This is a genomic window from Pectobacterium fontis (assembly GCF_000803215.1).
Taxonomy (GTDB): Bacteria; Pseudomonadota; Gammaproteobacteria; order Enterobacterales; family Enterobacteriaceae; genus Pectobacterium; species Pectobacterium fontis.
The window spans coordinates 17611-42754 of the sequence record NZ_JSXC01000048.1; the positions used below are offsets into that span (position 1 = coordinate 17611).

The following is a 25144-nucleotide window of genomic DNA, read 5'->3' on the forward strand; positions in this document are numbered from 1 at the left end:
TGTTAGCGATAGTGGCGGCGCGCATTATTTTCCCGCGCGGCCTGCGCCAGTTCGATGGAAACCACGCGACGGCCTACTGGCCATAGCGCGATAGCGGCAATTTTAAAGTTGGCGATACCAACGGGAATGCCAATGATCGTAATGCACTGAGCGATACCCGTAATAATGTGCGACAGGCACAGCCACCAGCCAAAGAAAATGAACCAGAAGATATTCAGCAGAGAACCGCCTGCACTGAGTATCGCGTTCTTTTCATCCGCGCGAAGTTCATCAACATGGATGGCCTCATTGCCATAAGGCACAAGCGACAGCTTGGTGATTTCCCAGCATGAACGTGTTAGCGGTAAGGTAAAAATCAGCAGCACGCTGACGAGTGTTGCCAGAAACCAGGCTAACGTGGTGAAAAAACCACCCAGTATGAAATTAAGGATGTTCAACACAGTACGCATAATCTCTCCTGCACGTAATTAAGGTAACCAAACTCACTGGTGGTAAAAGAATTATCACATTAAGCAGCAGGATATTCTAACCTGTTTTTAAGGCTAGAGCCTGAAGTCCGATAACAGGTAAACTAGGGAACAGAGAAACGACATGCAATAGACGAACATCCTCTCACCTGGTCATGGCGCGAACATCATGGAACTGAAATCTACCTCGTTAGGTAAACATCTGGCTCAGCATCCTTACAATCGGGTGCGATTATTGAATGCCGGTGTTGAAGTGAGTGGCGATAAGCATGAATACCTGATTCCCTTTAATCAACTGCTGAATATTCACTGTAAACGAGGGCTGGTGTGGGGCGAATTGGAATTTGAGTTGCCAGCCGGAAAAGTGGTGCGTCTGCACGGCACCGAGTGGCAGGAAACGCAGGCTTTTTACCGCTACCTCCTTAAATCCTGGCTTGACTGGAGTGAGGAGATGAGTTTGATCAGTGCTGAGGTTTTGCAGCGTCAAACGAACCATATCCAAACACTGACGCAGCAGGATAAATGGCTTAGTCGTCAGGCGTTGTCAACGTTGCAGCGTGCGATTCGCGATTCACTGGCGGCATTGCCTCTGCCTGTTTCTCGCCTTGAAACCTTTGATAACTGCCGTGATCACTATCAGCATTGTCTGCGCTGGCTTGAGCAGGGCGATGCAATGCGTATGGCGGTGAATCAGGCATGGATGGAACGTACGCTGGTGGCGGAACAGGCTTTCTTCGAAACGGTGGAAAGTTCGCCATTAAACATGTCGCAGAGTAAAGCGGTGATTAATGGAGAAGAGGGCGTTCTGGTGTTGGCGGGAGCAGGTAGCGGAAAAACCTCCGTGCTGGTGGCGCGAGCGGCGTGGTTAATGCATCGGCAAGAGGCGGCACCTGAACAGATTCTGCTGTTAGCCTTTGGCCGTAAAGCGGCAGAAGAGATGAATGCGCGTATCCATGAGCGGCTCCATACGGATGAGATTCAGGCCAAAACGTTCCATGCGCTGGCATTGCACATTATTCAGCAGGCCAGCCGCAAGGCTCCGATGATAAGCCAGCTAGAAAGTGATGCAAAACAGCGCCGTGAATTGTTGATTTCTCACTGGCAGCAACAATGTGCCGAGAAAAAAACGCAGGCCAATGGATGGCGACGTTGGTTAACGGAAGAGCTGGGCTGGGATGTGCCTGAAGGTGATTTCTGGAACGATCCGACGCTATCAAATCGGTTGGCCGGGCGACTTGGGCGCTGGCTAGGATTGATGCGTATGCACGGCGGTAGCCAGAGTGAAATGGTTGAATGTGCACCAGAATCAATTCGAACAGCGTTTCAGCAACGTATTCGCTTGATGGCGCCGTTATTGAAAGCCTGGAAAAAAGCGCTTAAGGATGAAAATGCGATCGACTTTTCTGGTCTCATCCATCAGGCGGTGAATTTGCTGGACAAAGGACGCTTTGTCAGTCCCTGGAAACATATTTTAGTGGATGAATTTCAGGATATCTCACCACAGCGAGCAAGCCTGCTGGCGGCATTGCGCCGACAAAATAGCCGTACTTGCCTTTTTGCCGTAGGGGATGATTGGCAGGCCATTTATCGTTTTAGCGGTGCCGAACTGGCATTGACGACAGCATTTGAACAGCATTTCGGCGTAGGCGAACAGTGCGCGTTGGATACGACGTATCGCTTTAATGAACGCATTGGTGAAATTGCCAACACGTTCATACAGCAAAACCCGTATCAGTTAAAGAAACCGCTTAATAGTTTGAGTAAAGGGGATAAAAAAGCGGTGACTATCCTACCTCAGGATCAGCTTGAGCCGCTTCTGGATAAATTGAGCGGCTATGTGAAAGTGGATGAACGCATTCTCGTGCTGGCCCGCTATCATCATTTACGTCCTGCTATTTTGGCGAAGGCGACAACCAAATGGCCAAATTTGCACATTGATTTCATGACGGTGCATGCCAGTAAAGGACAGCAGGCCGAATATGTCATCATTGTAGGGATGCATGAGGGGAAAGACGGCTTCCCTGCGCCGGCAAGAGAGTCCGTGATTGAGGCAGTGCTGTTACCTGAACCTGAGAATTTCCCCGATGCCGAAGAACGTCGCTTATTATATGTGGCATTGACGAGGGCTAAACATCGCGTTTGGTTACTCAAGGATGCGGCGAACCCGTCGGTGTTTGTTGAACATCTTCATCGTTTAGGCGTGCCGACGCAGCGTAAGCCAGGATAACAAACCGCGGAAGAAAACAGTGGGGAGCAGCGGCGGATATGCTACACGCCGCTGGTTCATGCTGATGTATTGCTATTATTTCAGACGGTCTTGCAGGTAGCGCTGATAATCAGGGATAGTGATTTGAATCGATTCTTTAAATAGCGCAGAGTTGACCAGGAAATCCGCTGTTGCCCGATTGGTGGCGACCGGGATGTTCCAAACGGTAGCGAGCCTCAGCAGCGCCTTTACATCGGGATCGTGTGGCACGGCGTTAAGTGGATCCCAAAAGAAGATCATCAAATCGATTTTTCCTTCGGAGATGAGCGCGCCAACCTGCTGATCACCGCCCATCGGTCCACTCAGCATACTTTTTACTGGTAGACCCGTATTCAACTGAATCAGGTTTCCGGTGGTTCCGGTGGCGTAAAGCGTGTGCTCTTTGAGCTGTTCTTTATTCGTACCAACCCAATCTAACAGAGATTGTTTACAATGGTCGTGTGCTACCAGCGCAATATGTTTTTGCACGGCGATGGTACGGGTGGTGAACTCCATGGTTACGTCCTTCAATCTGGTGTAGTCAAGCTGACGCTAGGGTACAGACAGATTACGGAAACGCTGTTTCAGTGCAAAGCGATAAAAGCAGGAAAAGGCGAACGGGTATCAAAAATCTGATGTGACTGCGCGTAAAATCACCAGGTTACGGATTCATTCAGCGCACTGGCAAAGCTCGCGACAGAAGCTCCTTGCGCCGCTGCATTGTACTCCGACATTTTTCGCTCTATATCAAGTAACTCATTATCCGCGATGATAAGCGCATCGGTACGTACCGGAATTGCCTGATTTTTTTCATCAAGCAACTGATAGTGAGGTTGTGCCGTGAAGTTCTTACGATCTTCAAGTGTTTGCAGCGGCGGTAGTTTAAATGACACCGATATCATTTTTTCCGTGTTAAACGCTGCAATAAACGTAGAAGGAAAATAGGTCACTGGCGCACCGGTTTGGGCATCGACGATATCGACAACTTTGAACAGAATCTGGTGTTGTCCACTGCCAAGTTCGAGGCTGTCGGCACCTTTTAGCAACGAGCCTGACACCCTCTGCCCGTCAACCATAAGGAGATCGATCTTCTGATCTAATTTCAACGTTGTTGCCGCAATCGCTGAGGTGCTTAAACCCGCAGTAAAAAGGCAGACAGTGATGAAGCCGAATTTCATAATTTTCCCAGATGGTGCGTAATCCGGGTATTGTTGAGGAATTGTCTGAATGTGTCAAAGGTTTCAATTTGAAACAGGATGTTATGGCATTTTTTGCCCCGTGTGGCAGTAGACAGCGGCTTCCTTAAGCCATTTCCCGCTAGTTGTAGCATGTGCGATACACGTTAATAAATCACGCAAGAGAGGTTGAAGAGCATGAATGACAGTGATATCGAATCTGTACTGAAAACGGTAAAAACCATTGCACTGGTCGGTGCCAGCGATAGGCCGTCCCGTCCGAGCTATGGTGTAATGGCCTATTTACTTGAACAAGGCTACGACGTTATTCCTATCAGCCCCAAGCTGGCCGGACAGACCCTTTTAGGACAAAAAGCCTATGCCAGCTTAGCGGATATTCCTAAACCGGTAGATATGGTCGATGTTTTTCGCCAGCCGGAAGCCGCTTATGAGGTTGCCAAAGAGGCAATCGCCATCGGCGCTACGGTTCTATGGTTGCAGATTGGCGTCATTAATGAGCAGGCGGCAATTTTGGCTCACGATGCAGGGCTACAAGTTGTCATGGATCGTTGTCCGAAAATTGAAATACCACGACTGGGATTGGAAAAATAACTATTTATGTCAGTTGGTTATAGGCGATGTTGTGTATCACAACATCGCCAAATCCTGACTGTAGCGACTCATATCGACAAGGTGGTGAAAGCTAGTGGCGCAACTGTGGCGTGCGGCGCTGAATAACCTCGGCCAATTCGTTTAGTGAAGGGTGCTCGTACGCAGAAAGCTCTTCCTGCATCAATTGTGCCTCCGCCAGATAAGTGTGTATTGATTGGCCTTTGTCATCTTCCATCACTACGTGATACCACGGTTCGGAACGCGGCGTGTCATCGCCGCTAATTTCTTCCCAAGTGGGGGTTTCTAATGAGTATTCGGGATCGATATCAATAATAACCCCCGGGAACCCCAGGAGCTTATGACGAATCGGTTGTCCGATGCCAAATTTACTGCTGATCATACCACCCCCTGGAAATTGATTACACTTTCTACTCGCCGCAGATTTTGCGGAGGGAGGACAACCGTACCTGATAACATCTTTTCATGTGCTGAGGTTTTTCAAGCAATAACGCCATGTGTTAGCCAGTGAATTACAGGTTGAACACATTAGTTATAGTATGGGATAAATTTTTAGAAGATACAGTTCAGCGAATCAAATGTTGTTTGGCTGTTTGGGAAAAAGGGGGGGGGAAGATGGCAAACATCACGACTGCGGCTTATGTCTATGGTGTGGTTCAAGGGGTAGGGTTTCGCTACAGCACGCAGCGTCAGGCTGTGCAGCTAGGGCTGAATGGGTATGTACGAAATTGTGATGATGGCTGCGTGGAAGTGGTGGCGAATGGTGAATCTCACGCGGTAGAAGCATTGATTGAGTGGCTGAAACAGGGAGGCCCACGAAGCGCCAGAGTGGATAAGGTGCTTATTGAGCCACAGAGTAAGACAGACTATAACGGTTTTACGATCCGTTATTGAGATGAGAAGTTAGATACACTTCACGGGTTTGGGTAAGCCAGCGATTTTGGTTGCCTGTTTTGCTGGCCCTTTCGGAAACAGTTTATACAGATAGCGGCTATTTCCTTTCTCTTCACCATACTTTTGCGCCATGGCTTTAACTAACATACGTATCGCGGGTGAGGTGTTGAACTCCTGATAGAAATTCCGCACAAACCGGACGACTTCCCAATGCGGTTCTGTCAACTCGATGCCTTCCTGCTCCGCTAATACGAGAGCCAACGCTTCACTCCATGCCGTACTGTCCATCAGGTAACCCTGTGCATCTGTTGCGATCGTGCGTTCTTCAAACTCCAACATCTTCTCTCCGCCTGCGATATGCTCGCGCGTAGTTTAACAAATTTTTCATGCTGTGCCTGAATGAAAAAAGCCCCAAATGGGGCTTTTGAGGTGTAGCGGTAAACGAAATTTAGTCGTTACGCATGATGCCCAGAATATTCAACAGGCTAACGAAGATATTGTATATCGCAACATACAAGCTAACCGTTGCGCGGATGTAGTTGGTTTCGCCACCGTGAATGATATTGCTGGTTTCCCACAGGATGGCACCCGCAGAGAACAGAATAAACAGCGCGCTGATCGCCAGATGCAACGCCGGAATTTGTAGGAATAGATTGGCGATGACGGCAACGACCAGAACAACGAACCCTGCCATCATCATACCGGACAGGAAAGACATATCCTTACGTGTCGTTAAGACATAAGCGGAGCAGCAGAAGAACACCAGAGCTGTGCCGCCCAGAGCTAACATAACAATGTCGCCTGCGCCGGAAGAGATCAGCGAACTTAGTATCGGGCCCAGTGTGTAACCCATAAACCCAGTCAGTGCGAACGCGGCCAGAATACCCGCCGGGCTGCTCGCCAGTTTATGCGTTAAAAACATCAGACCATAAAAACCAACCAGCATCAGAATTAAGCCAGGTGCAGGTAGATTAAATACAGTACTGATCGTTGCGGTAATGGCAGAAAAGCCCAGTGTTAGTGACAGCAGAAAATAGGTATTACGCAGCACTTTGTGAGTGCTGAGTAGCGAATTTTCACGGGTAGAGGAAACAACAATACGATCCATATCAGCGACTCTCTCTTTAGGGTGCTATTATCTAATGTCAAAGAATAAATAGTTGCAGAGTGTTATTAAAGACGGTTTACCCTTCTTTACGCTGCAAATGACTCATACGGCGTTCCATCGTTCGTGTATCGTCGTGGAGCTTGGGTGATTGTGGAGATAAATGACGCTGTTTATATATTGCATGCCGTTTTTTCGTTCAATTGCGTTGTGTTAGATTGTTTTTCACGCAGTTGAGCGCGGTGATGCTTTACAAGGCCTCGAGCACTGTTTATAGTGCGCGTCATTGCGGAGGAGTGGCCGAGTGGTTGAAGGCACCGGTCTTGAAAACCGGCGACGCGAAAGTGTTCTAGAGTTCGAATCTCTACTCCTCCGCCAACAAATCAATAAAATCCAATAAAATCAATGACGTAAGTATAGTTTTTGGTTTTGAACGAGATAAAGTACAGCAAAAAAGCCTCCTTAAAAGGAGGTTTTTTTGTTTATGAGCCGCCTATTTTTCCTCTCGTATTATCAACAATTCATCTTATCTATTGTTCCATCATCACTCGTATCAAAAAAAGGAAGTTTGTGCAGGTTGACTTGGATTGAAACGCCCACTCCATGTGTCTTCTTTCTCATTTAATATGTTATAATCTTCTATTCGCAAGAAAAGGGAATGTTATGAAGATCATATTAATTCGACACGGAAAACCTAATGTTAATATAACGAAAAAACTATCCTCAGATGAAATGGTATTGTGGATAGATAATTATGATAAAAGTGAAGTAAGTGAAAATCCGCCTTCATACCTTTCTACCAATATATCTATTGGTAAGAGTTTTGTTATTGCGAGTTCTTTACCAAGAACATTAACGTCATTGAAAATGATGGGTATTAAACCTGACATAACTGACCCGATATTCTCTGAGGCTCAGTTACCTGCATTTAACCATTCTTGGTTGAGATTATCACCAATGGTATATGTTTTTTTATTTCGTATTTTATGGTTCTTAGGGTTTTCTAAAAATGTCGAATCATATTATTCGGCTACACTTCGTTCTAAATTAGCTGCAACAAGGCTGGTAAGTTTTGCCCAGAAAGCGCCCTCGGTTTCTCTAATGGGGCACGGGATTATGAACCGTATGATTGGCTCCCGGCTTGAAAGGAAAGGGTTCAGAAAAACAAAAACATTAGGTAAAAGCTATTGGGGATTAACTATTTATGAAAAAGACTGATTGGAAAGTTGTTTTGGTTATTTTTCTATAGTAGTTGAATCGGTATGTAATACTTGCTTTGAGAGGCTTGATGGTGAACATAAATGTTCAGTGCCTCCGTCATCAGTCCACTCAGTGCTATCGTCATCGTCAGGATCCTAAAGGATATGGCAGATTTAGCTGTCGTGATTGCCATCGTATGTTCCAGCTATAGCGTTTTGTCGGCAATACTGTGTGGCAGTGCTGGTACGCATACTATACAAACAACAGATTAAATTAGGAAATCATCCTGAGTTTTATAAACCACCAAATCTAACAGTGTGCGATATTTTTCCTGCCAATCAGCATTGGCTTCTATTTCAATTTTGTGAATTAATTTGGCGATAATGGCCTTATTGCTGACGGAATGGCCAGATTGAATGAGTTCTTCCACAATGTTACCCAGTATTTCTGTATCACTGAGCCGAGAATCAAGGCCGAGACCACCAGATGTTGTAAGCTCGTTTGGAGACACTTCTGGATGCATTGTTTTTCCTCCCTTTCTTGCTGTGGACATGATTTAGGCACATACCGCCAGACAGTGTTGATACACTATGCGCCAGATATGAAGAAATGATTAGTTAACTTTAGCGCATCATACGCATAAAACCAGTCGATAAGAAAAATAAACATCTTGTTACTCGGGGGGGCGTGATAACCGGAAAGGATGACGACGATCAATAGTCAGGCAAATAAATATGAATTCGATATTTTCTACCAATAATATGTCTGGAATAATACGACGAGATAGAACGACTTCAATAAGTTAGCCATGATGGCAGGAAAATAGATAAGAGGGAAAACCTAACTGAACATAAAGATTATTAATGCATTTTGATTAACCGCTATAAGGTTTTTAATCTGAACAAGAAGATGACATTTTTTGCAATTCATGACGATTTAGCAAAAATTTTTGTTTATCAAAATCTGCTATTGAGAATAGTGCGGTAGTTTACCAGGAGCGTTAGCATGCAAAAGATCAGAGCAAAAGCAGTTTGTCTTTTCCGCCATAATGGCAAAATTCTATTAGCAGAAGGGTATGACCCCATAAAAGATGAGCATTATGTGTTGCCACTCGGTGGTGGGATTGATTTCGGCGAATTGTCGCAGGCAGCGGCGGAAAGAGAAGTTCAGGAAGAAATTAGCGCTGCGACTAAGGATTTCTCGCTGTTGGGCGTTTCAGAAAATATCTTTTCCTACAATGGTAAGCCAGGGCATGAGATTGTCTTTGTTTATGAAGCACGTTTTCAGGATGCGTCGCTTTATCAGCAAGAGATTATTCATGGTATAGAGACAAACGGCCTTCCGATCGTTACCCGCTGGTTTGATATTGATTTGCTGCGCTCTGGGGAAATCAATTTCTATCCTCATGGTATAGTGGACATGATCTAGCCGGAACTGACGGGTTGGGATGATGGTAGGCCGTTGCCTCCGTGATGATAATGTGTGCCGATATTAAGCGTCGAAATAAGGAAAAAAGATGCAGGTTTTGATAGTGATTGATATGCAAAATGCGGTGTTTGCAACGCCAAGAGTGCGAAAGACGCAGACGGTCGCATTGATAAACCAGCTTTCAGACGCGGCAGATCGGACGATTTTTATTCAGCACGAAGAGGACGGCATGTTGTCTGGCAGCGAAAGATGGCAGTTATTGCCGGAGTTGCATCAGCCAGAGGGCTGTTTGTCTATCACCAAGACGGCGTGCGATGCATTTTACCGCACACCGTTAGCCGATGTGTTGGCTGAGTTGGGCGTTAATCACCTTACGATTTGCGGATGTGCGACGGATTATTGCGTGGATGCAACCATTAAAAACGCGGCTAGCCGTGGCTACGCGTTGACGATCGCCGCTGATGCACATACGACGGCCAATCGCGGCGAACTGAAGGCCGAACAGCTAATCACGCATTACAACGACGTGTGGCGGAATTTTATTATTCCGGGCAACACGATTACGGTAGAAACCACGGAGCACATCGTTGCTTCATGGAAGATGAGCCGCTAGTTCCATGTTGAATATGATTTCTGTCAGAAAGAGCCCTGAATACAAAGAAAGGGCGATTCATTATTTCCAACGCCACTGGGCATCTGACGAGACGTTGATGCTTTACGAAGACTGTATCAACCACTGTGTTGGTGCAGAAAACCCATTGCCTGATTGGTATTTGCTGGAAAAGGATGAGCATATTATTGGTGGTGCCGGGTTAATTACCAATGATTTCATCAGCCGTATGGATCTTTATCCCTGGCTATGCGCGCTTTATGTTGAAGAGAATCATCGTAGCAATGGGTATGCGGGGCAATTGATTGAACACCTTGCTCAGGAAACCCGTTGTGCTGGTTTTTCTACGCTGCATTTATGCACAGAGCTGCTCGGCTTTTATGAACGCTATGGTTTCCACTTTACCGGAATGGGCTATCACCCTTGGGGGGAATCTTCACGTATCTATTCACGACCGCTTTAAAGAAAAGTTGGCGGTGAGCTAACGGGCACTTGGCAGGTTAAAAATAGCGGGCAACATGCGTAAAAGTGAACGGGATCATATTCTGCTGACGACGAGCAGACTACGCTTCTTACAGACTGACAGATAATCAGTTATCCACGACGGGGAGAGGTGATTATGTACACGAGCATCCTAGTACCAGTAGATATAGAAGAAGATGAACTCACCACACACGCGCTTACGCATGCCGTCAGGTTGGCTAAAATGTCAGGTGCCGCAATTCACCTCTTTCACGCGCTTCCAGATGCGTCAGCATTTTTATCTGCTTATTCTTTTGGCATAAAAGAGTTTGAGAATGAGGCCGTGGTGAAAGCGAATGACAAGCTGAAATCACTGATGAAAACGATCGATCTTCCTTCATCGCGTTTGTCATTCAGTGTCAGCTTCGGCTCGGCGAGAGATGAAGTGCTGGCGCTGGCGGAGGAGATTAATGCAGATTTGATCGTGATCGGTTCACGCCGGCCAGATGTGAAAACCTATCTGCTCGGCTCAAATGCCGCCGCCATTGTTCGCCATGCGAAAATGTCAGTATTAGTTGTCCGGTAGTGTTTTACATGACGCTGCTGCTGGCGGTTTTGGGGCGAAGCCTATGCCGATCCGGCAGCAGATAATCAACTTCGATTGCGTTATCCAGCATGTTGTCCAGAGAGAAGCGCTGCTTCAAAAAATGGAGAACAGCAGGACAACAGGAAAGCTCAGCGGCCAGGTTAGGCCCACTATGAGTGAAGCAAAGAATCGAATGAGTAGAGATTTGTCTTTACTCAACAAGAAAGTCACGATCAGGGAAACGACAAAACCGATCATGTAGGTAAGTTTGATGAGTTCCCAGAGGGCGTGATGTGGCACGTTTGTTTCCTTTTATCCTCGAAGCGCCTGCATTTTATGTTGTTAATATTTTATGATCAATTTTTTAACCCATAATGGGGAGTCGTGAGGCATCACTCTGCGGTGTGTATGTTGTACTACAGTAACTGTCCTCGGGTTAAAATGAGAACGTAGGTATGAAAACAACACAGGCTGTTGCGATGGTATGTGCTATCGCCCTGCTTTCTGCTTCTACATGTAGTATGGCGAAAAATACCCGAATTTCTGATGAGCAGATCAAAGAACGGCTCATTCAGGAATCAATTTCTACTTATTCCGGTAATTGTCCTTGTCCTTATAATTCAGCGCGTAATGGCAGCAAGTGTGGTAAGCGTAGCGCATGGAGTCGGGTAGGTGGCTATTCGCCGCTTTGTTACAAAAAAGATGTAACCAAAAAAATGATTGATGACTGGAGAATGAAAAATGGAAATACATAACATTCAGCATAAAAATAGCGAAATAATAATCTCTTGGCTAAGGGGTTAATTAAACGGTTTCTGTGACATAAATATTAAATTTTTATTTCAGTATGGACATTGTGGGCTGGCTGTCATAGCTTACTATTTTACCCTATGAGAAAGGTAATAAAATGAGTGAGATATCTAGCCTGTCCCTAAAAATTTCCCCCGAACTGAAAGAGAAAATCAAAGCCGCAGCCCTGAAAAATGAAGTATCTATCAGTGCTGAAGTCAGTGCACGGTTGCTAAAAAGCTTTGATGAAAGCCATCAGGAGCCTGAATTGGTAGACAGTCAGGAGACGGAAGAAGTTGGAACAGAAGCGCCCTTGACGCAGAAAGAACTCAAGAAACTCCGTGAATTACTGAAAGGTAAATCCAAAGCGACTTCCAAGAAAAAGTAATGCTGGTATGTGGCTCGGTTCTTTGATTGGTTCGAAGAATTAATAAAGGGTTAACTCACCCAACCGTCTTGATGAACAAGTGGTTGGGTGAGTATTTTTCAACACCCATTCTTTTATCTCATCTATCTTGTTATTCCCACATCTAGCAAAATGTAAATCCAGAGAATATTTATTTAATGATATAAAAATGATTATTATTTATTTCCATGGTGTATTGTTGCATTAGGAATGTATTTTTTTAAAATCTATCTTTTAATTGGGTAGGTTTTAAAAAAATGATCGATTAAATAGATATTGGTGTCATAAGTTAGAAAATATAAAGGTTATCTATAAAAGGCCGATACTGCTTTCTGCGTAAGCAAAATGAGCCTGGTTTGCCTCCGCTCTTTGTTGTTGCCATTAACCATGGTTTTAGTGGTGTTATTTTCTCGATTTTTATGGGGCATGCGAGTGTAAAAAATCAGGCGGTGGTGCGGGAAAGTGTGATGAAAGATGGGGAAGGAATGAGGTTTTTTTCCACTGCCTGTATGTGTAAACGCCTGATAGGGCGCTGCATCCGGTTAGATGAACGCTACCGGGCTATGATGGATGCGGTTTTATACGCATGTTTCCCTTACATCTTATTTATATTTCTCAGCAGGGCATATAAATGATTTGTCCAAAAATGTTTATCTTTTGTTATGAAGAAGTATTGGGATTATCTGTATTTATTAAGTATTAATTTATCGGTTATATACTTTATAAATATCGGAAAAATTAATTAAGGGGATGTTAATGAATTTGTCCAATTGGCGTATAGGATATCGGTTAGGTGCAGGATTTTCTTTTCTGGTATTCATGCTTTTGATAATTGGCAGCGTTGCAATTTCAAAATTAAGCGATTTTCACGAAAAAATGGATGATATCGTTTCGAAAAATTATCCACTGACCGTCAAAAGTAATCAGCTTATTGATGCGTTGAACGGTTACCTCAATAATCAGCAGCTATTGCTATTACTCAAATCAGAAACTGAAATCAATAAACAGTTGGCGTTGAACAAAGAGCGTTCAGGAAAGATATCTGAACTCATGGAGTATTTGAACCAGTCTGTCAATGACGACAAATCTGTTGCGGTGCTGCGTGATATTGGTGACATCCGACGCGATTTCCTTGATTCCGCAAATAAACTTTCTTCGCTGATCTCGGCAGGGAACACGGAAGCTGCTGCCGAAGAATATTTCAACGTAACGCGTGTTACTCAAGCGAAGTACACCAGCAAAGTAAACGCATTCATCGATATACAGGATGATAAGATGTCATCCTCCGCGCAAGAGGTGGGAGAAAGTTATAAAAATGCGCTGATGGTTCTTGCCTCGATTATTATAATCAGTGCGCTGGCGGGGTTGATTATTGCCTCATTGATTACCCGCGGCGTAACTCAGCCGCTACAAGAAGCACTGTGTGTCGCTGAAAATGTTGCCAAAGGCGATCTCACCTCTGAAATTTATACCGACCGTAAAGATGAAACCGGTCAACTGCTATCGGCCTTAAATAATATGAACCATAGCCTAAGGCAGATTGTCAGCCAGGTGCGCGATGGGGCAGAAACGATCTCTAGCGCCGCATCGCAAATTGCCGCGGGGAATCAGGATTTGTCTGCCAGAACGGAAGAACAGGCAAGTTCGCTGGAAGAAACGGCGTCATCCATGGAACAATTGACGTCGACGATAAGAAATACCGCAGATAATACGACGCAGGCAACAGAGCTTGCGGCCAGCACGTCTGACACGGTGAAAAAAAGCGGTGTCATGATGGAAACGGTCACGCAGGAAATGCGTGGTATCCGCGATTCATCACAGCGTATGGCGGAAATCATCGGTGTCATTGATGGTATTGCATTCCAAACCAATATTCTGGCGCTGAATGCGGCTGTTGAAGCGGCGCGTGCGGGCGAGCAGGGTAGAGGGTTTGCTGTTGTCGCCAGCGAGGTTCGCGCGTTGGCTCAGCGAAGCGCTACGGCGGCAAAAGAAATCAAAGAGCTTATCGATGATTCGTTCAAGAAAGTACAGGATGGGATGGGGCTGGTAGAAGAAACGGGCGTCACAATGAACTCACTGGTGATGAATGTGCAGGGCGTAACGGGAATTATCAGCGAAATTGCGCAGGCCAGTCGTGAACAAAGCGATGGTATCAACCAAATTAATCTCGCCGTTGGACAGATTGATACCACAACCCAGCAAAATGCAGCGCTGGTTGAAGAATCCGCTGCTGCTGCACTCTCTTTGCAGGATCAGGCCAATAGCCTCGCGCGTACGGTCAGCGTATTCAATCTTGGTGCATCGTATAAAAGCGCTGCGTTAAGTAGAAAAGCAGAAGCGCCGGCGCTGGCTGCCCCTAAACGTACCAGTACAGAAAAAATGTCTGCTAAGGGTGAACTGGCGGATTGGACGACGTTCTAACGCTTTCTCGCTAAGCATAGCTCGCGGATTGACCGCCATTATGTTGAATAATGGCGGTTTTTTATTTGCAGGATGGGAAATAGTAGCGTGAAGGCGTCAGTTTGCGACGCGAGTCTGCCTGGGATGGTTCACATACCACCGAACAATGTCGATGAGCAGGAAAATAAACAAGCTGATCCCCATAACGGGTAAACTCACCGCCAGCAGCAACGCAATGAGCGCGATGAGCACGCGGTGAAAAATGGGAACCACGAGTAATGTTGCCGTCAGCGTGTTGACCGGATGGGCGTCGTGGCGAGATTTAGGGCGGCGTATCCACCACATCCGATAGCCCCACACTATCATTGTGCAGAGTCCGAGGCCAAATACTGCAAGGGCGAGCTGGTTTGGCAAACCAAATAATACACCCATGTGTGCATCGACTCCCCAACGAGTGAGCTTGGCGGCGAGTGGGAAGGTGCTGAAATCGGTTTTGTCCACGATCTCTAATGTGTCAGGGTTAACTGATACGGCATCCACCTGCGTTGGCCAGGTGCGATCTATCTCGCTGACGGTCCAGGCGCGATGGGGTTGGGTCGCAGGACGAATTTCGATTTTACTGGCATCAATCCCGGCATGGCGTGCGGTAGCCAACACCTCATCGAATAATATGGGGGAATAGTCTCCGACATTCTCCATCGGCATTGACGCATGGTGTTCAGCATGTTCGTCCGTCATCATCGCCATAGTATGACCGTGCATGACGTCATGGTGAGACATTGGTGCAGCCAACTGAGTTTTTATCGATGGCGTTTGCCACCCCAGCGCTGTGCGTGCGATAGAGATATTGCCTCCCGCCCATTGTGACCAGGTTAATCCTGTTGCAGAGAAAAAGAGCAAACCAAGCACAAGGCTCAGCCCCATTGTGGCGTGCCAGTGACGCAATCTCTGTGTCCTTGCCGTCTTCGTTTGGCTATTTTTCAATTTCCGCCGTTTGGTTGCTGAAGATGAATGGCGCGTTGACCACCAGATGACTACACCACCAAGCGCGGCGACCCACAGCCAGGATGCCGCCAGTTCGCTGTAATTACGGCCCACATCGCCCAACAGCAGTTCACGGTGTAGATAATCAAGCCAGGTACGAAATGGCAGAATGCCACTGGTACCGTACACAATCTCACTGCCGCGATTTTCCAGAGAAACCGGATCGATGAAAACAGCACGGCTTTCCGATGGCCCCAATTGCGGCAACGCAAACATGACGCGGGTGGTTTCTCCTGCGGTAGGTGCAGGGCGTATTGCCAGTAATTTTGCATCCTGATGATAAGCAAGCCCCGCTTGTGCCGCGTGAATTTGCTCAGCCAGCGAATGTGGTGTGCCTTGGCTTTCAGTGAAAAGCTGGTGTGAGTAAAGCCGATTTTCAATCTGTGGCGTCAGGACATATAGCGTTCCTGTGAGGGCGGCAATGAAAATAAAAGGGCCGACAAAAATCCCGATATAGAAATGGAGCCGGATGAACAAAGCAACGATTGCAGCGCGTGGCGATATGTTATCCATTGTGTGTTTACCCGATGCGGTTTCCCCGGCTGGGCGTGTATTGGCGACGGTTGATGCCTGATTAGGGGATGACATAAAACCCTCTGAAATCATTGAGCAAAAAAATGAGCAAGCGCCGCACCTGAAAAGGCATAGCACGATGCGTTATAAATGCATATAGGTTGATAATGTCTGATTCAGAAAGGTGGGGCGCGAACGACGGGAGAGGTATAACGTTCTGGAAGGAGAATGCGAGAAACAAAATGAATAACCAGCGCTTCAGATAAAGACGCCGTCAGTATCGGGGGAGGGGAACCTGTTGCAAACAGCGCGGGCGTATAAGAAAAAAGGACACAGTAGCCACACGCTGCATGATCCATCATCATGGATGGTGAGGTGGGAGAATGGTGCGATTGCGTCGCGTGATGCCCGGACATCATGTGCCCGGTATGATGATGCGGTTGTTCAGTGAGATCGCTGTGGTGACTGCTTGGATGTGCTGTACTATGCGACGCTGTAGTATGCGACGACGTTGCACCATGCTCATGGAGCACCCGTGTTTGAGAAATCACAGGAGCAATGAAGATGGTCAAAATAGCGAAAATGCCGATCCAGGCAGGGAAGCTTCGCCGTCGTAACGTGGACAAAAGCATAGCGGTCTTAACTCAACAATACCGGGTTCAGTCAGGAACGGTACTTTAACTTGTCCTTGCATTGTTACACAAATGTTTATATCGACATACTTCAAATGGCATGTGAATCGATGTCACTATTCGTTATGCTCTCTATTGGTCGGTCAATAGGCAATGATGCAGGCGTAAACGGAATAATCCTACGCCCGCGAAGGGGGATATTCGCTATAGTCCGTGGCTGTTTTCTCTTTTTATAACCCGGTTTGTCATGCTTTAGCGTTCTCGTTGTTTAAACGCTGACCTATTATGATGAACTATATCTTTATCAAGTTGTAGGAAAGCTAACTTATCCATTAATATGGATTTTAGTTGATTGAAGCACACCAATAGGGGGAGCTGTGCTGGATAATAAATTTGGGTTTAAACAGCGGGTTACCAGCCTTCGCTGGTTGTCTGCCGCCATTATGCTGTCTGTAAGCGCAGTGCCTGCTTGGGCATTTTCTATTGATGATGTGGCACAGCAGGCTGAAAAGCTGGCACAGAAGGGTTTTGAAGCGCCGAAAAGTAATCTTCCTGCGCAATTCCGTGATATGAAATTTGCTGACTATCAGCAAATTCGTTTCAATAACGATAAGTCATACTGGAATAATGTACAGACACCATTCAAGATACAGTTCTACCATCAGGGGATGTATTTCGATACCCCGGTAAAAATTAATGAGGTCACGGCGACAGCGGTTGATGAGATTAAATACTCCCCTGAGTATTTTGATTTTGGTTCCGTGAATCACGATCCTGAAGCTGTCAAAAATCTCGGTTTTGCTGGTTTTAAAGTCCTGTATCCGATCAATAAAGCCGATAAAAATGATGAAATCGTCAGCATGCTGGGAGCGAGCTATTTCCGTGTGGTAGGCAAAGGCCAGATTTATGGCTTGTCAGCGCGTGGTCTGGCTATTGATACCGCGTTGCCTTCTGGAGAAGAATTCCCGCGTTTCCGTGAATTCTGGATTGAACGTCCAAAGCCGAATGATAAACACCTGGTCATTTATGCGCTGTTGGATTCGCCGCGTGCCGCAGGGGCTTACCGTTTTAGCGTTTATCCAGGACGTGACGGCGTCGTTGACGTTCAGGCTAAAGTCTTCCTGCGTGATAAAGTGGGCAAGCTGGGTATTGCTCCGCTGACCAGTATGTATCTGTTTGGGCCAAATCAGCCGTCGCCAACGCTGAATTATCGCCCAGCGCTGAATGACTCTAACGGTTTGTCAATTCATGCGGGCAATGGCGAATGGATTTGGCGTCCGTTGAATAATCCGAAGCACCTGTCCGTGAGCACCTATGCGGTAGAAAATCCGAAAGGATTTGGCCTGCTGCAACGCGGTCGTGATTTCACTGCCTATGAAGATCTTGACGATCGTTACGATCTGCGCCCAAGCGGTTGGGTTGAACCGAAAGGCGAATGGGGTAAAGGAAAAGTTGAACTGGTTGAAATCCCTACCGCGGATGAAACCAACGACAACATCGTTGCCTTCTGGACGCCGGATGTGTTGCCTGAAACGGGTAAACCACTGGATATTAAATATCGTCTGCACTTTACGCGCGACGAAGATCAACTGCACTCCCCGAATATTGCCTATGTTCAACAGACTCGCCGTTCTGCCGGTGATGTCAAACAATCTAACCTGATCCGCCAGCCCGATGGCACGATTGCTTACATTGTCGATTTTGTTGGGCCGAACTTAAAAGAGCTGGATGAGAGCACGCCAGTGGCTTCTCAGGTCAGCATTGGCGATAACGGCGAGATTGTAGAAAATAATGTTCGCTATAACCCAGTGACTCATGGCTGGCGTCTGACGCTGCGTTTACGCGTGAAAGATGCAAAACAGCCGATTGAAATGAGAGCTGCGTTGGTTAATGGCGAGACGACATTGACTGAAACCTGGAGCAATCAACTGCCTGCTAATGAATAAGTCAACTTCTCCTCTCGATTATATTGAGAAACTCCCTCTGCCTGCTGAGCAGGCAGAGGGGCTTCGCGAAAAAATACCGCAAGCGGCCTGGAACGATCAGGCCGTTTTGCATCAGGCTTTGTCTGAAGGTAATCCATCTGAAGGCAACTCGGCTAATATTCAGTCTGAGGATGACGCTGCGCTGCATTCTGTACAGGCGCGTCTTGAAATGGCTTGGGCAGATGGTCTGGATAACGGTAAGCAACTCGGCACAGACAGAGAAGGACGGACGGCATTAAAAGCGATGCCAGTCATTACCCGTGCTTCCATGTTCCCTGATGTCTGGAGGACGAACCCATTGGTACGCTGGTGGGAAAGTTTGCTGGGACGCACTGTACCGCCTCGCCCGCATTACAGCCCGGAAGAGAAAATTTCCGAGAACCGCTGGCGCCTGGTGGGGACAATCCGCCGCTATATTCTGCTGGTGTTAACGCTGTTCCAAACGGCTATCGCGACCTGGTACATGAAAACCATCCTGCCTTATCAGGGATGGGCGCTCATCGATCCGTTTGAAATGGCGGGTCAGCCTTGGACGCGTTCGCTGATGCAGTTGCTGCCTTATGTGTTGCAGAGCGGCATATTGGTGCTGTTTGCGGTGCTGTTCTGCTGGGTGTCGGCTGGGTTCTGGACCGCGCTGATGGGGTTCCTGCAACTGCTTATCGGTCGGGATAAATACAGTATCTCTTCCACGACGGTAGGTAATGAGGCGCTGAACCCTGAGCACCGCACGGCGCTAATCATGCCGATTTGTAATGAAGACGTAGAACGTGTTTTTGCGGGATTACGTGCGACGTATGAATCGGTTGAAGCGACGGGCAATCTTGAGCATTTTGATATTTACGTCCTGAGCGACAGTAACGATCCCGATATTTGCGTGGCAGAGCAAAAAGCCTGGATGGAACTGTGTCGTGATGTCGGTGGTGCTGGGCGTATTTTCTATCGCCGTCGCCGTCGCCGCGTCAAACGTAAGAGCGGTAATATCGATGATTTCTGCCGCCGCTGGGGTAACCAGTACAGTTACATGGTGATTCTGGATGCCGATAGCGTGATGAGCGGTGAATGTCTGACGTCTCTGGTCAGACTGATGGAAGCAAACCCGAACGCCGGGATTATCCAGTCTTCACCGAAAGCGTCGGGTATGGATACGCTGTATGCACGTTGCCAACAGTTTGCGACGCGTGTTTACGGTCCGTTGTTCACCGCTGGCCTGCACTTCTGGCAACTGGGCGAATCGCATTACTGGGGACACAACGCGATTATCCGCGTTAAACCTTTCATTGAGCACTGTGCTCTGGCACCGCTGCCGGGTGCAGGTTCGTTCGCCGGGGCAATTCTTTCTCACGACTTCGTTGAAGCGGCGTTGATGCGTCGTGCAGGATGGGGCGTATGGATCGCCTACGATCTGCCGGGAAGTTATGAAGAGCTACCGCCTAACCTGCTGGATGAACTGAAGCGTGACCGTCGCTGGTGCCACGGTAACCTGATGAACTTCCGGTTATTCCTGGTTAAAGGTATGCACCCGGTTCACCGTGCCGTTTTCCTTACTGGCGTGATGTCTTATCTGTCTGCACCTTTGTGGTTTATGTTTCTGGTGCTTTCTACCGCGTTGCAGGTTGTGCATACGTTGATGGAGCCTCAATACTTCTTGCAGCCCCGACAGCTATTCCCCGTCTGGCCACAATGGCGGCCAGAACTGGCTATCGCGCTGTTCTCGACGACATTGGTTCTGCTGTTCTTGCCAAAACTGTTGAGCGTGATTCTGGTGTGGGCGAAAGGTGCAAAAGAGTATGGCGGTGTTTTCCGCGTATTCCTTTCTCTGTTGCTGGAAATGTTGTTCTCAGTTCTATTGGCTCCGGTACGTATGCTGTTCCATACGGTGTTTGTTGTCAGTGCGTTTCTCGGCTGGTCGGTACAGTGGAATTCACCACAGCGTGACGACGACGCAACCCCGTGGAGTGAAGCATTTGTGCGCCATGGTTCCCAGTTGATTCTGGGGCTGGTCTGGGCGATTGGCATGGCATGGCTTGACCTGCGCTTTTTATGGTGGCTGGCTCCGATTGTCTTTTCGCTGATTTTGTCGCCGTTTGTTTCGGTTTATTCAAGCCGTGCCTCGTTGGGGCTGGGCTGTAAGCGAGCGAAGCTGCTGATGATACCGGAAGAGTTCAATCCACCGCGTGAACTGGTTGCCACGGATGAATATTGCCGACTGAACCATCAGCGCAGGCTTGATAACGGGTTTATGCAGGCGGTCTTCGATCCGTCAGTTAACGCGCTTGCCAGTGCAATGGCGACGGCGCGTCACCGTTTTAGCCGAGCGATTGAAGACGTGCGTGAGAAGAATGTGCGCGATGCCTTGAATCGCAAGCCGGAAGAGGTGAGCAATAATCAGCGTCTGGCACTGCTTAGCGATCCCGTTACGCTATCGCGCTTGCATTACCATGTGTGGCAAAAACCGGAAGCCTATGCGGCTTGGGTTGAGTCTTATCAAAAACTTCCTGCACCACAGATCAAAAAATAACTGCGCATTGGCGTAAAAAAAGCAACGGCAAGTATCTGGCCGTTGCTTTTTTTTTGCCTGCAACACAGTGCCTTTGTTCCTGAAATAAGCAATACGAAACACTAGGACTAGAACACTTAGCTAATAAAGGGATGGTTCGCCTTCCGGGCGGGTTTTGAAACGGCGATGTAGCCACATGTATTGATCTGGTGCGAGCAGAATATTCTTTTCAACGACTTTGTTCATCCAGGCAGCGGTCACGATTTCATTATCTACAGGTGCATCCTGTTCTTCTGGTTGAATCAGCAACTCATAACCTTTTCCTGCGGGCAAGCGACGTGGCACAAACGGAATGATTGCCGGATGGGCTGTTTTTATCAACATATAGCTACCGCGGGTTGTCGCCGCTGTGTCTACGGCAAAGAGTGGGGCGAATACGCTGCTACGCGAACCATAATCATGATCCGGCGCATACCATATAATATCGCCCTGTTTGAGCGCGCGGATCATGCCTTTAAGATCTTTCCTGTCCAGCATCGATTTATTGGAGCGCAGTCTTCCCCATGTCTGTAGCCAGTCAATGAGCTTGTTATCATTCGGTCGATACACGCCGATGCCTGGATTGTGCATACCAAAAACTCGCGCACCTAGCTCCAATGTTAAAAAATGCAGCCCGATAAGCAATACGCCTTGCTTCCGTTCGTTCTCAGGGCGTATGTGCTCAAGGCCCGTTACTGTAAACCAGCGTTCAAGACGCCAATTTGGCCAAAACCAGGCCATGCCCGTTTCAACCACGCCCATACCGACAGATTCGAAATTTTTTCTGACGAATACATCACGCTCAGCCTGTGACATTTCGGGGAAACACAGTTTAAGGTTGCGGGAAGCGATCTTAACGCGCTGTGGCAACAGAAACATAGCCAGATAGCCTAGCGCAGTGCCAATACGATAAATAACGGGATAGGGCAGCAAAACAATAAGGTAGAGGATACTGATGCCCAACCAGGTGAGCCAGTAGCGCGGATGTAGAAACGAACGATTAAAAGAAGGGATTTGTGTCATGGCCTCAGTATCAATATTTTGGTGCTCGTCAGCACGCGAACCGTTAAAAAAATCGAGTTAATGGTTAACTACAGGATAGATTATTGCGGCGCTTTACCAATAAAACAAATTATTGCCGTCTTATTGACTGATTTTTATGCGAAAACGGATTTAATCGTACCATTCTTAGAGAATGAGTTTTGACCTTTGATGGCATGTAGTGTGGCGGCATGGGAAAGACATGCTCCTGACAGCTTCGGTGCTATCAGGTATGATGCCGGGCGATTCAGTGTGCCCGGCCATGGCCCGGCAATGAACGTCACACGCTAATCTCAATGAAGACAGGAACGTACACCATGCCAGTGTTACATAACCGGGTTTCTAATGAGGAACTGAAGGCGCGTATGCTTGCGGAAACCGAGCCGCGTACCACAGTTTCCTTCTATAAATATTTTACGATTGACGATCCGAAAGCATTTCGCGATCGCCTGTATGTTCAGCTTGAACACTGTAAGGTCTTTGGTCGCATTTATATTGCTACTGAAGGGATTAATGCCCAAATCAGCGTACCCAATAACCAATTTGATGCTTTTAAAGCGACGCTGTTCAGTGCTCATCCGGCACTCGATCAGATACGCTTAAATATCGCTCTGGAAGATGACGGGAAATCGTTCTGGGTATTGCGTATGAAAGTACGCGAACGGATTGTCGCCGATGGAATTGACGATCCCACATTTAATCCGGCAAACGTCGGGCAATATCTGAAAGCCTCCCAGGTTAATGCGATGGCTGACGATCCTGATACCGTATTCGTCGATATGCGTAATCACTACGAATATGAAGTCGGGCACTTTGAGAATGCACTGGAAGTGCCGTCGGACACGTTTCGTGAGCAGTTACCGATGGCGGTTGAGATGCTGGATGATGCGCGTGATAAAAATATTGTCATGTACTGCACGGGCGGCATTCGCTGTGAGAAGGCCAGCGCCTACATGTTGCATCATGGTTTTAAGAATGTGTACCACGTTGAAGGCGGTATCATCGAGTATACGCGTCAGGCTAAGGCTCAAGGGCTACCACTGAAGTTTATTGGCAAGAATTTCGTGTTTGATGAACGCATGGGGGAGCGTATCTCTGATGACGTGATTGCGCATTGTCATCAGTGCGGAGCATCGTGTGATAGCCACACTAACTGCCGTAATGAAGGGTGTCATCTGCTGTTTATCCAATGTCCTGCCTGTGCCGCAAAATATGAAGGCTGCTGTAGCACACCGTGTCAGGATGAAATGAGACTGCCGTTGGAAGAACAACGAGCGATACGCAGCGGGCGTGAGAATGGGATGAAGATCTTCAATAAATCCAAAGGATTATTGCAGTCAACGTTGCATATTCCGGCACCTGTAGTCAAAGACAAGGCCGAATAATTAGCCGCTAATCGCGTAATATAAAAAGCCCTTTCCAAAGGAAAGGGCTACACACTTTTGCTATGAGGCAGCGCCTTATTTCTGACGAACGCCTTCAACGGAAAGAATGAGTTCTACCTCCTGCGAGGCTGGGCCTAAATCGGTCGTGATGTTGAAGTCTTTGAGCTTGATCGTGCCTTCGGCTTGAAAACCAGCACGATAGTTACCCCATGGGTCATCACCCTGGCCGATGAGTTTGGCATCAAGCTTAACGGGTTTGGTCACGCCATTTAAGGTTAAATTGCCCGTAATATCGTAATCCTCACCGTCTTTCTTCACTTCCGTTGAGGTAAACGTTGCCTGCGGATGCTTAGTCACGTTCAAGAATTCTGTACTGCGAAGGTGCTTGTCACGTTCAGCGTGGTTAGTGTCAACGCTGTTGGTGTTAATAGTCACGTTCACTTTGTCCACTGATGGATTTTTCTCATCAAAGGTAAAAGCGCCATCAAAATCGTTAAAGCTGCCGTAAAGCCAACTGTAACCAAGGTGTTTAATGCGGAATTCAATAAACGCGTGCTGGCCTTCTTTATCGAACTTGTATTCTGCCGCCAGTGCAGAACCGGCAGAGGCAAGCATGGATACTGCGGTCAGGCTCAGTAGTGTTTTCTTCAGCATTGATTTTTCTCCATAAATCCAGAAAGTTAAGGAACGTTGCGGCCTAACATCCGTTTCAACGTGTTATCACCATCGATAAAGTGGTGTTTTAATGCGGCTAAACCGTGCAGCGCTGATAGGGCAACCACCGCCCACGCAAGATAAAGATGCACGTCGCCTGCTATATCGGCCTGATCCGTCAAGCCGCTGACAATGGCCGGAATAGAAAACCAGCCAAAAACTGAAATTGCATGCCCTTCGGCAGTGGAAATCAGATATCCACTAATGAGAATGGCGAAAAGAATGACATAAAGCGCAATATGAACCAGCGTCGCGCTGACGCGGGTCAATGTGGAGTAACTTTTCAACGGCGGAGGCGGCGGGGAGATAAAACGCCACATCACGCGAAAGATCAGGATGGCAAAGAACAGCACGCCAATAGCTTTGTGAATTTCTGGGGCTCGGTGATACCAGACGTTGTAGTACCCTAATGTGACCATCCACAACCCTAAAGCGAACATGCCATAAACGGTTAACGCTGCAATCCAGTGCAAAAGAATGCTGATATGGCCATAACGAGAAGAAGTATTACGCCAAAGCATAGTGATAGGCTCCTTATCAGATCGGTAACGTGTTAATCCGGCGAAATTTAACAGGAAGAAACATAAAAGCAATACAAACTTTCAAATTGTAACATTATCATAAACATGAGCAGTTTTTTTGAATTTAAATTCATAATTTATTCAATTTGGTTATGGGAGTTGTTTAATAGAAATAGATATTTCTGATGGCTGTTGGCAAACGAAAGATGAATAAATACGATCGCGCAATAAATTAAGGGGACGAAAAATATGCTATTAGTTGAATAATTATGTAGCAGATGATTATGGCGATAATAGCAGATGAACATGACTTAAATTGGCGGGGATAAAAAGAAATGAGAATCGACCTAAAATGACAACACCGCCAATAAGGCGG

Annotated in this window: 28 protein-coding genes and 1 tRNA gene; 16 read left to right on the forward strand and 13 right to left on the reverse strand. The window is 47.1% G+C overall.

The features are described from left to right. Positions 1-2: 2 nt before the first annotated feature. Entirely contained in the window at positions 3-449 is a 447-nt protein-coding gene (locus tag OI69_RS16930; RefSeq protein ID WP_039353120.1) for a YccF domain-containing protein, read from the reverse strand. 187 nt (positions 450-636) lie between these two features. Here OI69_RS16930 and helD point away from each other — a divergent pair, with 187 nt between their 5' ends. Further along, positions 637-2694, forward strand: coding sequence for a DNA helicase IV (gene helD, locus OI69_RS16935; RefSeq protein ID WP_039353123.1), 2058 nt, complete (start codon positions 637-639; stop codon positions 2692-2694). A 75-nt stretch (positions 2695-2769) separates the two neighbouring features. On the opposite strand, the gene OI69_RS16940 is transcribed toward helD, so the two are convergent. Both OI69_RS16940 and OI69_RS16945 read right to left on the reverse strand, forming a co-directional pair. Further along, positions 2770-3228 carry a methylglyoxal synthase gene (locus OI69_RS16940; protein WP_039353125.1) on the reverse strand — a complete coding sequence of 153 codons (459 nt, stop codon included), beginning with the start codon at positions 3226-3228 and terminating at the stop codon, positions 2770-2772. A 137-nt stretch (positions 3229-3365) separates the two neighbouring features. Then, positions 3366-3890 (reverse strand): DUF2057 family protein, encoded by a 525-nt coding sequence (locus OI69_RS16945; protein WP_039353130.1) that lies wholly within the window; start codon positions 3888-3890, stop codon positions 3366-3368. 195 nt (positions 3891-4085) lie between these two features. Here OI69_RS16945 and OI69_RS16950 point away from each other — a divergent pair, with 195 nt between their 5' ends. Continuing rightward, positions 4086-4499, forward strand: coding sequence for a CoA-binding protein (locus tag OI69_RS16950; RefSeq protein WP_039353133.1), 414 nt, complete (start codon positions 4086-4088; stop codon positions 4497-4499). 91 nt (positions 4500-4590) lie between these two features. Here the strand turns inward: OI69_RS16950 and hspQ are convergent, their stop codons facing one another. Beyond that, complete coding sequence (gene hspQ, locus OI69_RS16955) at positions 4591-4899, reverse strand: heat shock protein HspQ (protein ID WP_039353136.1); 309 nt, start codon at positions 4897-4899, stop codon at positions 4591-4593. A 233-nt stretch (positions 4900-5132) separates the two neighbouring features. Here hspQ and yccX point away from each other — a divergent pair, with 233 nt between their 5' ends. Continuing rightward, the gene (gene yccX, locus OI69_RS16960; protein ID WP_039353140.1) at positions 5133-5411 is read left to right on the forward strand and encodes an acylphosphatase; all 279 of its coding nucleotides are present in this window, start codon (positions 5133-5135) and stop codon (positions 5409-5411) included. 9 nt (positions 5412-5420) lie between these two features. Here the strand turns inward: yccX and tusE are convergent, their stop codons facing one another. Both tusE and yccA read right to left on the reverse strand, forming a co-directional pair. Continuing rightward, the gene (tusE, locus tag OI69_RS16965; RefSeq protein WP_039353144.1) at positions 5421-5750 is read right to left on the reverse strand and encodes a sulfurtransferase TusE; all 330 of its coding nucleotides are present in this window, start codon (positions 5748-5750) and stop codon (positions 5421-5423) included. Positions 5751-5859: 109 nt separating this feature from the next. Continuing rightward, positions 5860-6519 carry an FtsH protease modulator YccA gene (yccA, locus tag OI69_RS16970; protein WP_039353146.1) on the reverse strand — a complete coding sequence of 220 codons (660 nt, stop codon included), beginning with the start codon at positions 6517-6519 and terminating at the stop codon, positions 5860-5862. A gap of 287 nt (positions 6520-6806) precedes the next feature. Between yccA and OI69_RS16975 the strand changes: the two genes are divergently transcribed. The 3 genes from OI69_RS16975 to OI69_RS19470 all read left to right on the forward strand — a co-directional run bounded on the left by OI69_RS16975 (position 6807) and on the right by OI69_RS19470 (position 7927). Then, positions 6807-6894: transfer RNA gene (locus OI69_RS16975), tRNA-Ser, on the forward strand. 285 nt (positions 6895-7179) lie between these two features. Next, positions 7180-7734: a hypothetical protein gene (locus OI69_RS16980; protein WP_039353149.1), complete on the forward strand. Its 555-nt coding sequence runs from the start codon at positions 7180-7182 to the stop codon at positions 7732-7734. A gap of 70 nt (positions 7735-7804) precedes the next feature. Beyond that, complete coding sequence (locus OI69_RS19470; RefSeq protein ID WP_080752658.1) at positions 7805-7927, forward strand: IS1 family transposase; 123 nt, start codon at positions 7805-7807, stop codon at positions 7925-7927. Positions 7928-7984: 57 nt separating this feature from the next. On the opposite strand, the gene OI69_RS16985 is transcribed toward OI69_RS19470, so the two are convergent. Then, positions 7985-8239, reverse strand: coding sequence for a biofilm/acid-resistance regulator YmgB/AriR (locus OI69_RS16985; RefSeq protein WP_039353150.1), 255 nt, complete (start codon positions 8237-8239; stop codon positions 7985-7987). Positions 8240-8721: 482 nt separating this feature from the next. Between OI69_RS16985 and OI69_RS16990 the strand changes: the two genes are divergently transcribed. From OI69_RS16990 to OI69_RS17005, 4 genes are all read left to right on the forward strand, one after another. Continuing rightward, on the forward strand, positions 8722-9144 hold the full coding sequence (locus tag OI69_RS16990) for an NUDIX hydrolase (protein WP_039353152.1): 423 nt from the start codon (positions 8722-8724) through the stop codon (positions 9142-9144). Between the two features lie 88 nt (positions 9145-9232). Continuing rightward, positions 9233-9757: an isochorismatase family protein gene (locus OI69_RS16995; RefSeq protein WP_039353155.1), complete on the forward strand. Its 525-nt coding sequence runs from the start codon at positions 9233-9235 to the stop codon at positions 9755-9757. Between the two features lie 4 nt (positions 9758-9761). Next, entirely contained in the window at positions 9762-10217 is a 456-nt protein-coding gene (locus OI69_RS17000) for a GNAT family N-acetyltransferase (protein WP_039353157.1), read from the forward strand. A 156-nt stretch (positions 10218-10373) separates the two neighbouring features. Beyond that, on the forward strand, positions 10374-10802 hold the full coding sequence (locus tag OI69_RS17005) for a universal stress protein (protein WP_039353159.1): 429 nt from the start codon (positions 10374-10376) through the stop codon (positions 10800-10802). A gap of 114 nt (positions 10803-10916) precedes the next feature. Here OI69_RS17005 and OI69_RS19475 read toward each other — a convergent pair whose 3' ends face one another. After that, positions 10917-11102, reverse strand: coding sequence for a GhoT/OrtT family toxin (locus tag OI69_RS19475; protein WP_072034318.1), 186 nt, complete (start codon positions 11100-11102; stop codon positions 10917-10919). Positions 11103-11257: 155 nt separating this feature from the next. On the opposite strand from OI69_RS19475, the gene OI69_RS19480 reads away from it, so the two are divergent. The 3 genes from OI69_RS19480 to OI69_RS17020 all read left to right on the forward strand — a co-directional run bounded on the left by OI69_RS19480 (position 11258) and on the right by OI69_RS17020 (position 14418). Beyond that, complete coding sequence (locus tag OI69_RS19480) at positions 11258-11557, forward strand: hypothetical protein (RefSeq protein ID WP_072034319.1); 300 nt, start codon at positions 11258-11260, stop codon at positions 11555-11557. 152 nt (positions 11558-11709) lie between these two features. Then, the gene (locus OI69_RS17015) at positions 11710-11979 is read left to right on the forward strand and encodes a hypothetical protein (protein ID WP_039353163.1); all 270 of its coding nucleotides are present in this window, start codon (positions 11710-11712) and stop codon (positions 11977-11979) included. A gap of 774 nt (positions 11980-12753) precedes the next feature. Beyond that, complete coding sequence (locus OI69_RS17020) at positions 12754-14418, forward strand: methyl-accepting chemotaxis protein (RefSeq protein ID WP_039353165.1); 1665 nt, start codon at positions 12754-12756, stop codon at positions 14416-14418. A gap of 96 nt (positions 14419-14514) precedes the next feature. On the opposite strand, the gene OI69_RS17025 is transcribed toward OI69_RS17020, so the two are convergent. Next, positions 14515-16029 (reverse strand): PepSY-associated TM helix domain-containing protein, encoded by a 1515-nt coding sequence (locus OI69_RS17025; protein WP_039353185.1) that lies wholly within the window; start codon positions 16027-16029, stop codon positions 14515-14517. Positions 16030-16130: 101 nt separating this feature from the next. Beyond that, a complete protein-coding gene (locus tag OI69_RS19485; RefSeq protein ID WP_072034320.1) occupies positions 16131-16586 on the reverse strand; it encodes a DUF2946 domain-containing protein in 456 nt (151 codons plus the stop codon). Positions 16587-17029: 443 nt separating this feature from the next. Here OI69_RS19485 and OI69_RS17030 point away from each other — a divergent pair, with 443 nt between their 5' ends. Then, positions 17030-18532 carry a glucan biosynthesis protein G gene (locus tag OI69_RS17030; RefSeq protein ID WP_154715574.1) on the forward strand — a complete coding sequence of 501 codons (1503 nt, stop codon included), beginning with the start codon at positions 17030-17032 and terminating at the stop codon, positions 18530-18532. After that, the gene (mdoH, locus tag OI69_RS17035; RefSeq protein ID WP_039353170.1) at positions 18525-21089 is read left to right on the forward strand and encodes a glucans biosynthesis glucosyltransferase MdoH; all 2565 of its coding nucleotides are present in this window, start codon (positions 18525-18527) and stop codon (positions 21087-21089) included. The genes OI69_RS17030 and mdoH overlap by 8 nt, the downstream gene beginning before the upstream one ends. Positions 21090-21209: 120 nt before the next feature. Here mdoH and OI69_RS17040 read toward each other — a convergent pair whose 3' ends face one another. After that, entirely contained in the window at positions 21210-22130 is a 921-nt protein-coding gene (locus OI69_RS17040; protein ID WP_039353173.1) for a Kdo(2)-lipid IV(A) acyltransferase, read from the reverse strand. A 335-nt stretch (positions 22131-22465) separates the two neighbouring features. On the opposite strand from OI69_RS17040, the gene trhO reads away from it, so the two are divergent. Then, positions 22466-23533: an oxygen-dependent tRNA uridine(34) hydroxylase TrhO gene (gene trhO, locus OI69_RS17045; RefSeq protein WP_039353176.1), complete on the forward strand. Its 1068-nt coding sequence runs from the start codon at positions 22466-22468 to the stop codon at positions 23531-23533. Between the two features lie 75 nt (positions 23534-23608). On the opposite strand, the gene OI69_RS17050 is transcribed toward trhO, so the two are convergent. Together OI69_RS17050 and OI69_RS17055 are read right to left on the reverse strand one after the other, a co-directional pair. Continuing rightward, entirely contained in the window at positions 23609-24184 is a 576-nt protein-coding gene (locus OI69_RS17050) for a YceI family protein (protein ID WP_154715575.1), read from the reverse strand. A gap of 29 nt (positions 24185-24213) precedes the next feature. Then, a complete protein-coding gene (locus OI69_RS17055) occupies positions 24214-24768 on the reverse strand; it encodes a cytochrome b (RefSeq protein WP_039353182.1) in 555 nt (184 codons plus the stop codon). Between the last annotated feature and the right edge of the window lie 376 nt (positions 24769-25144).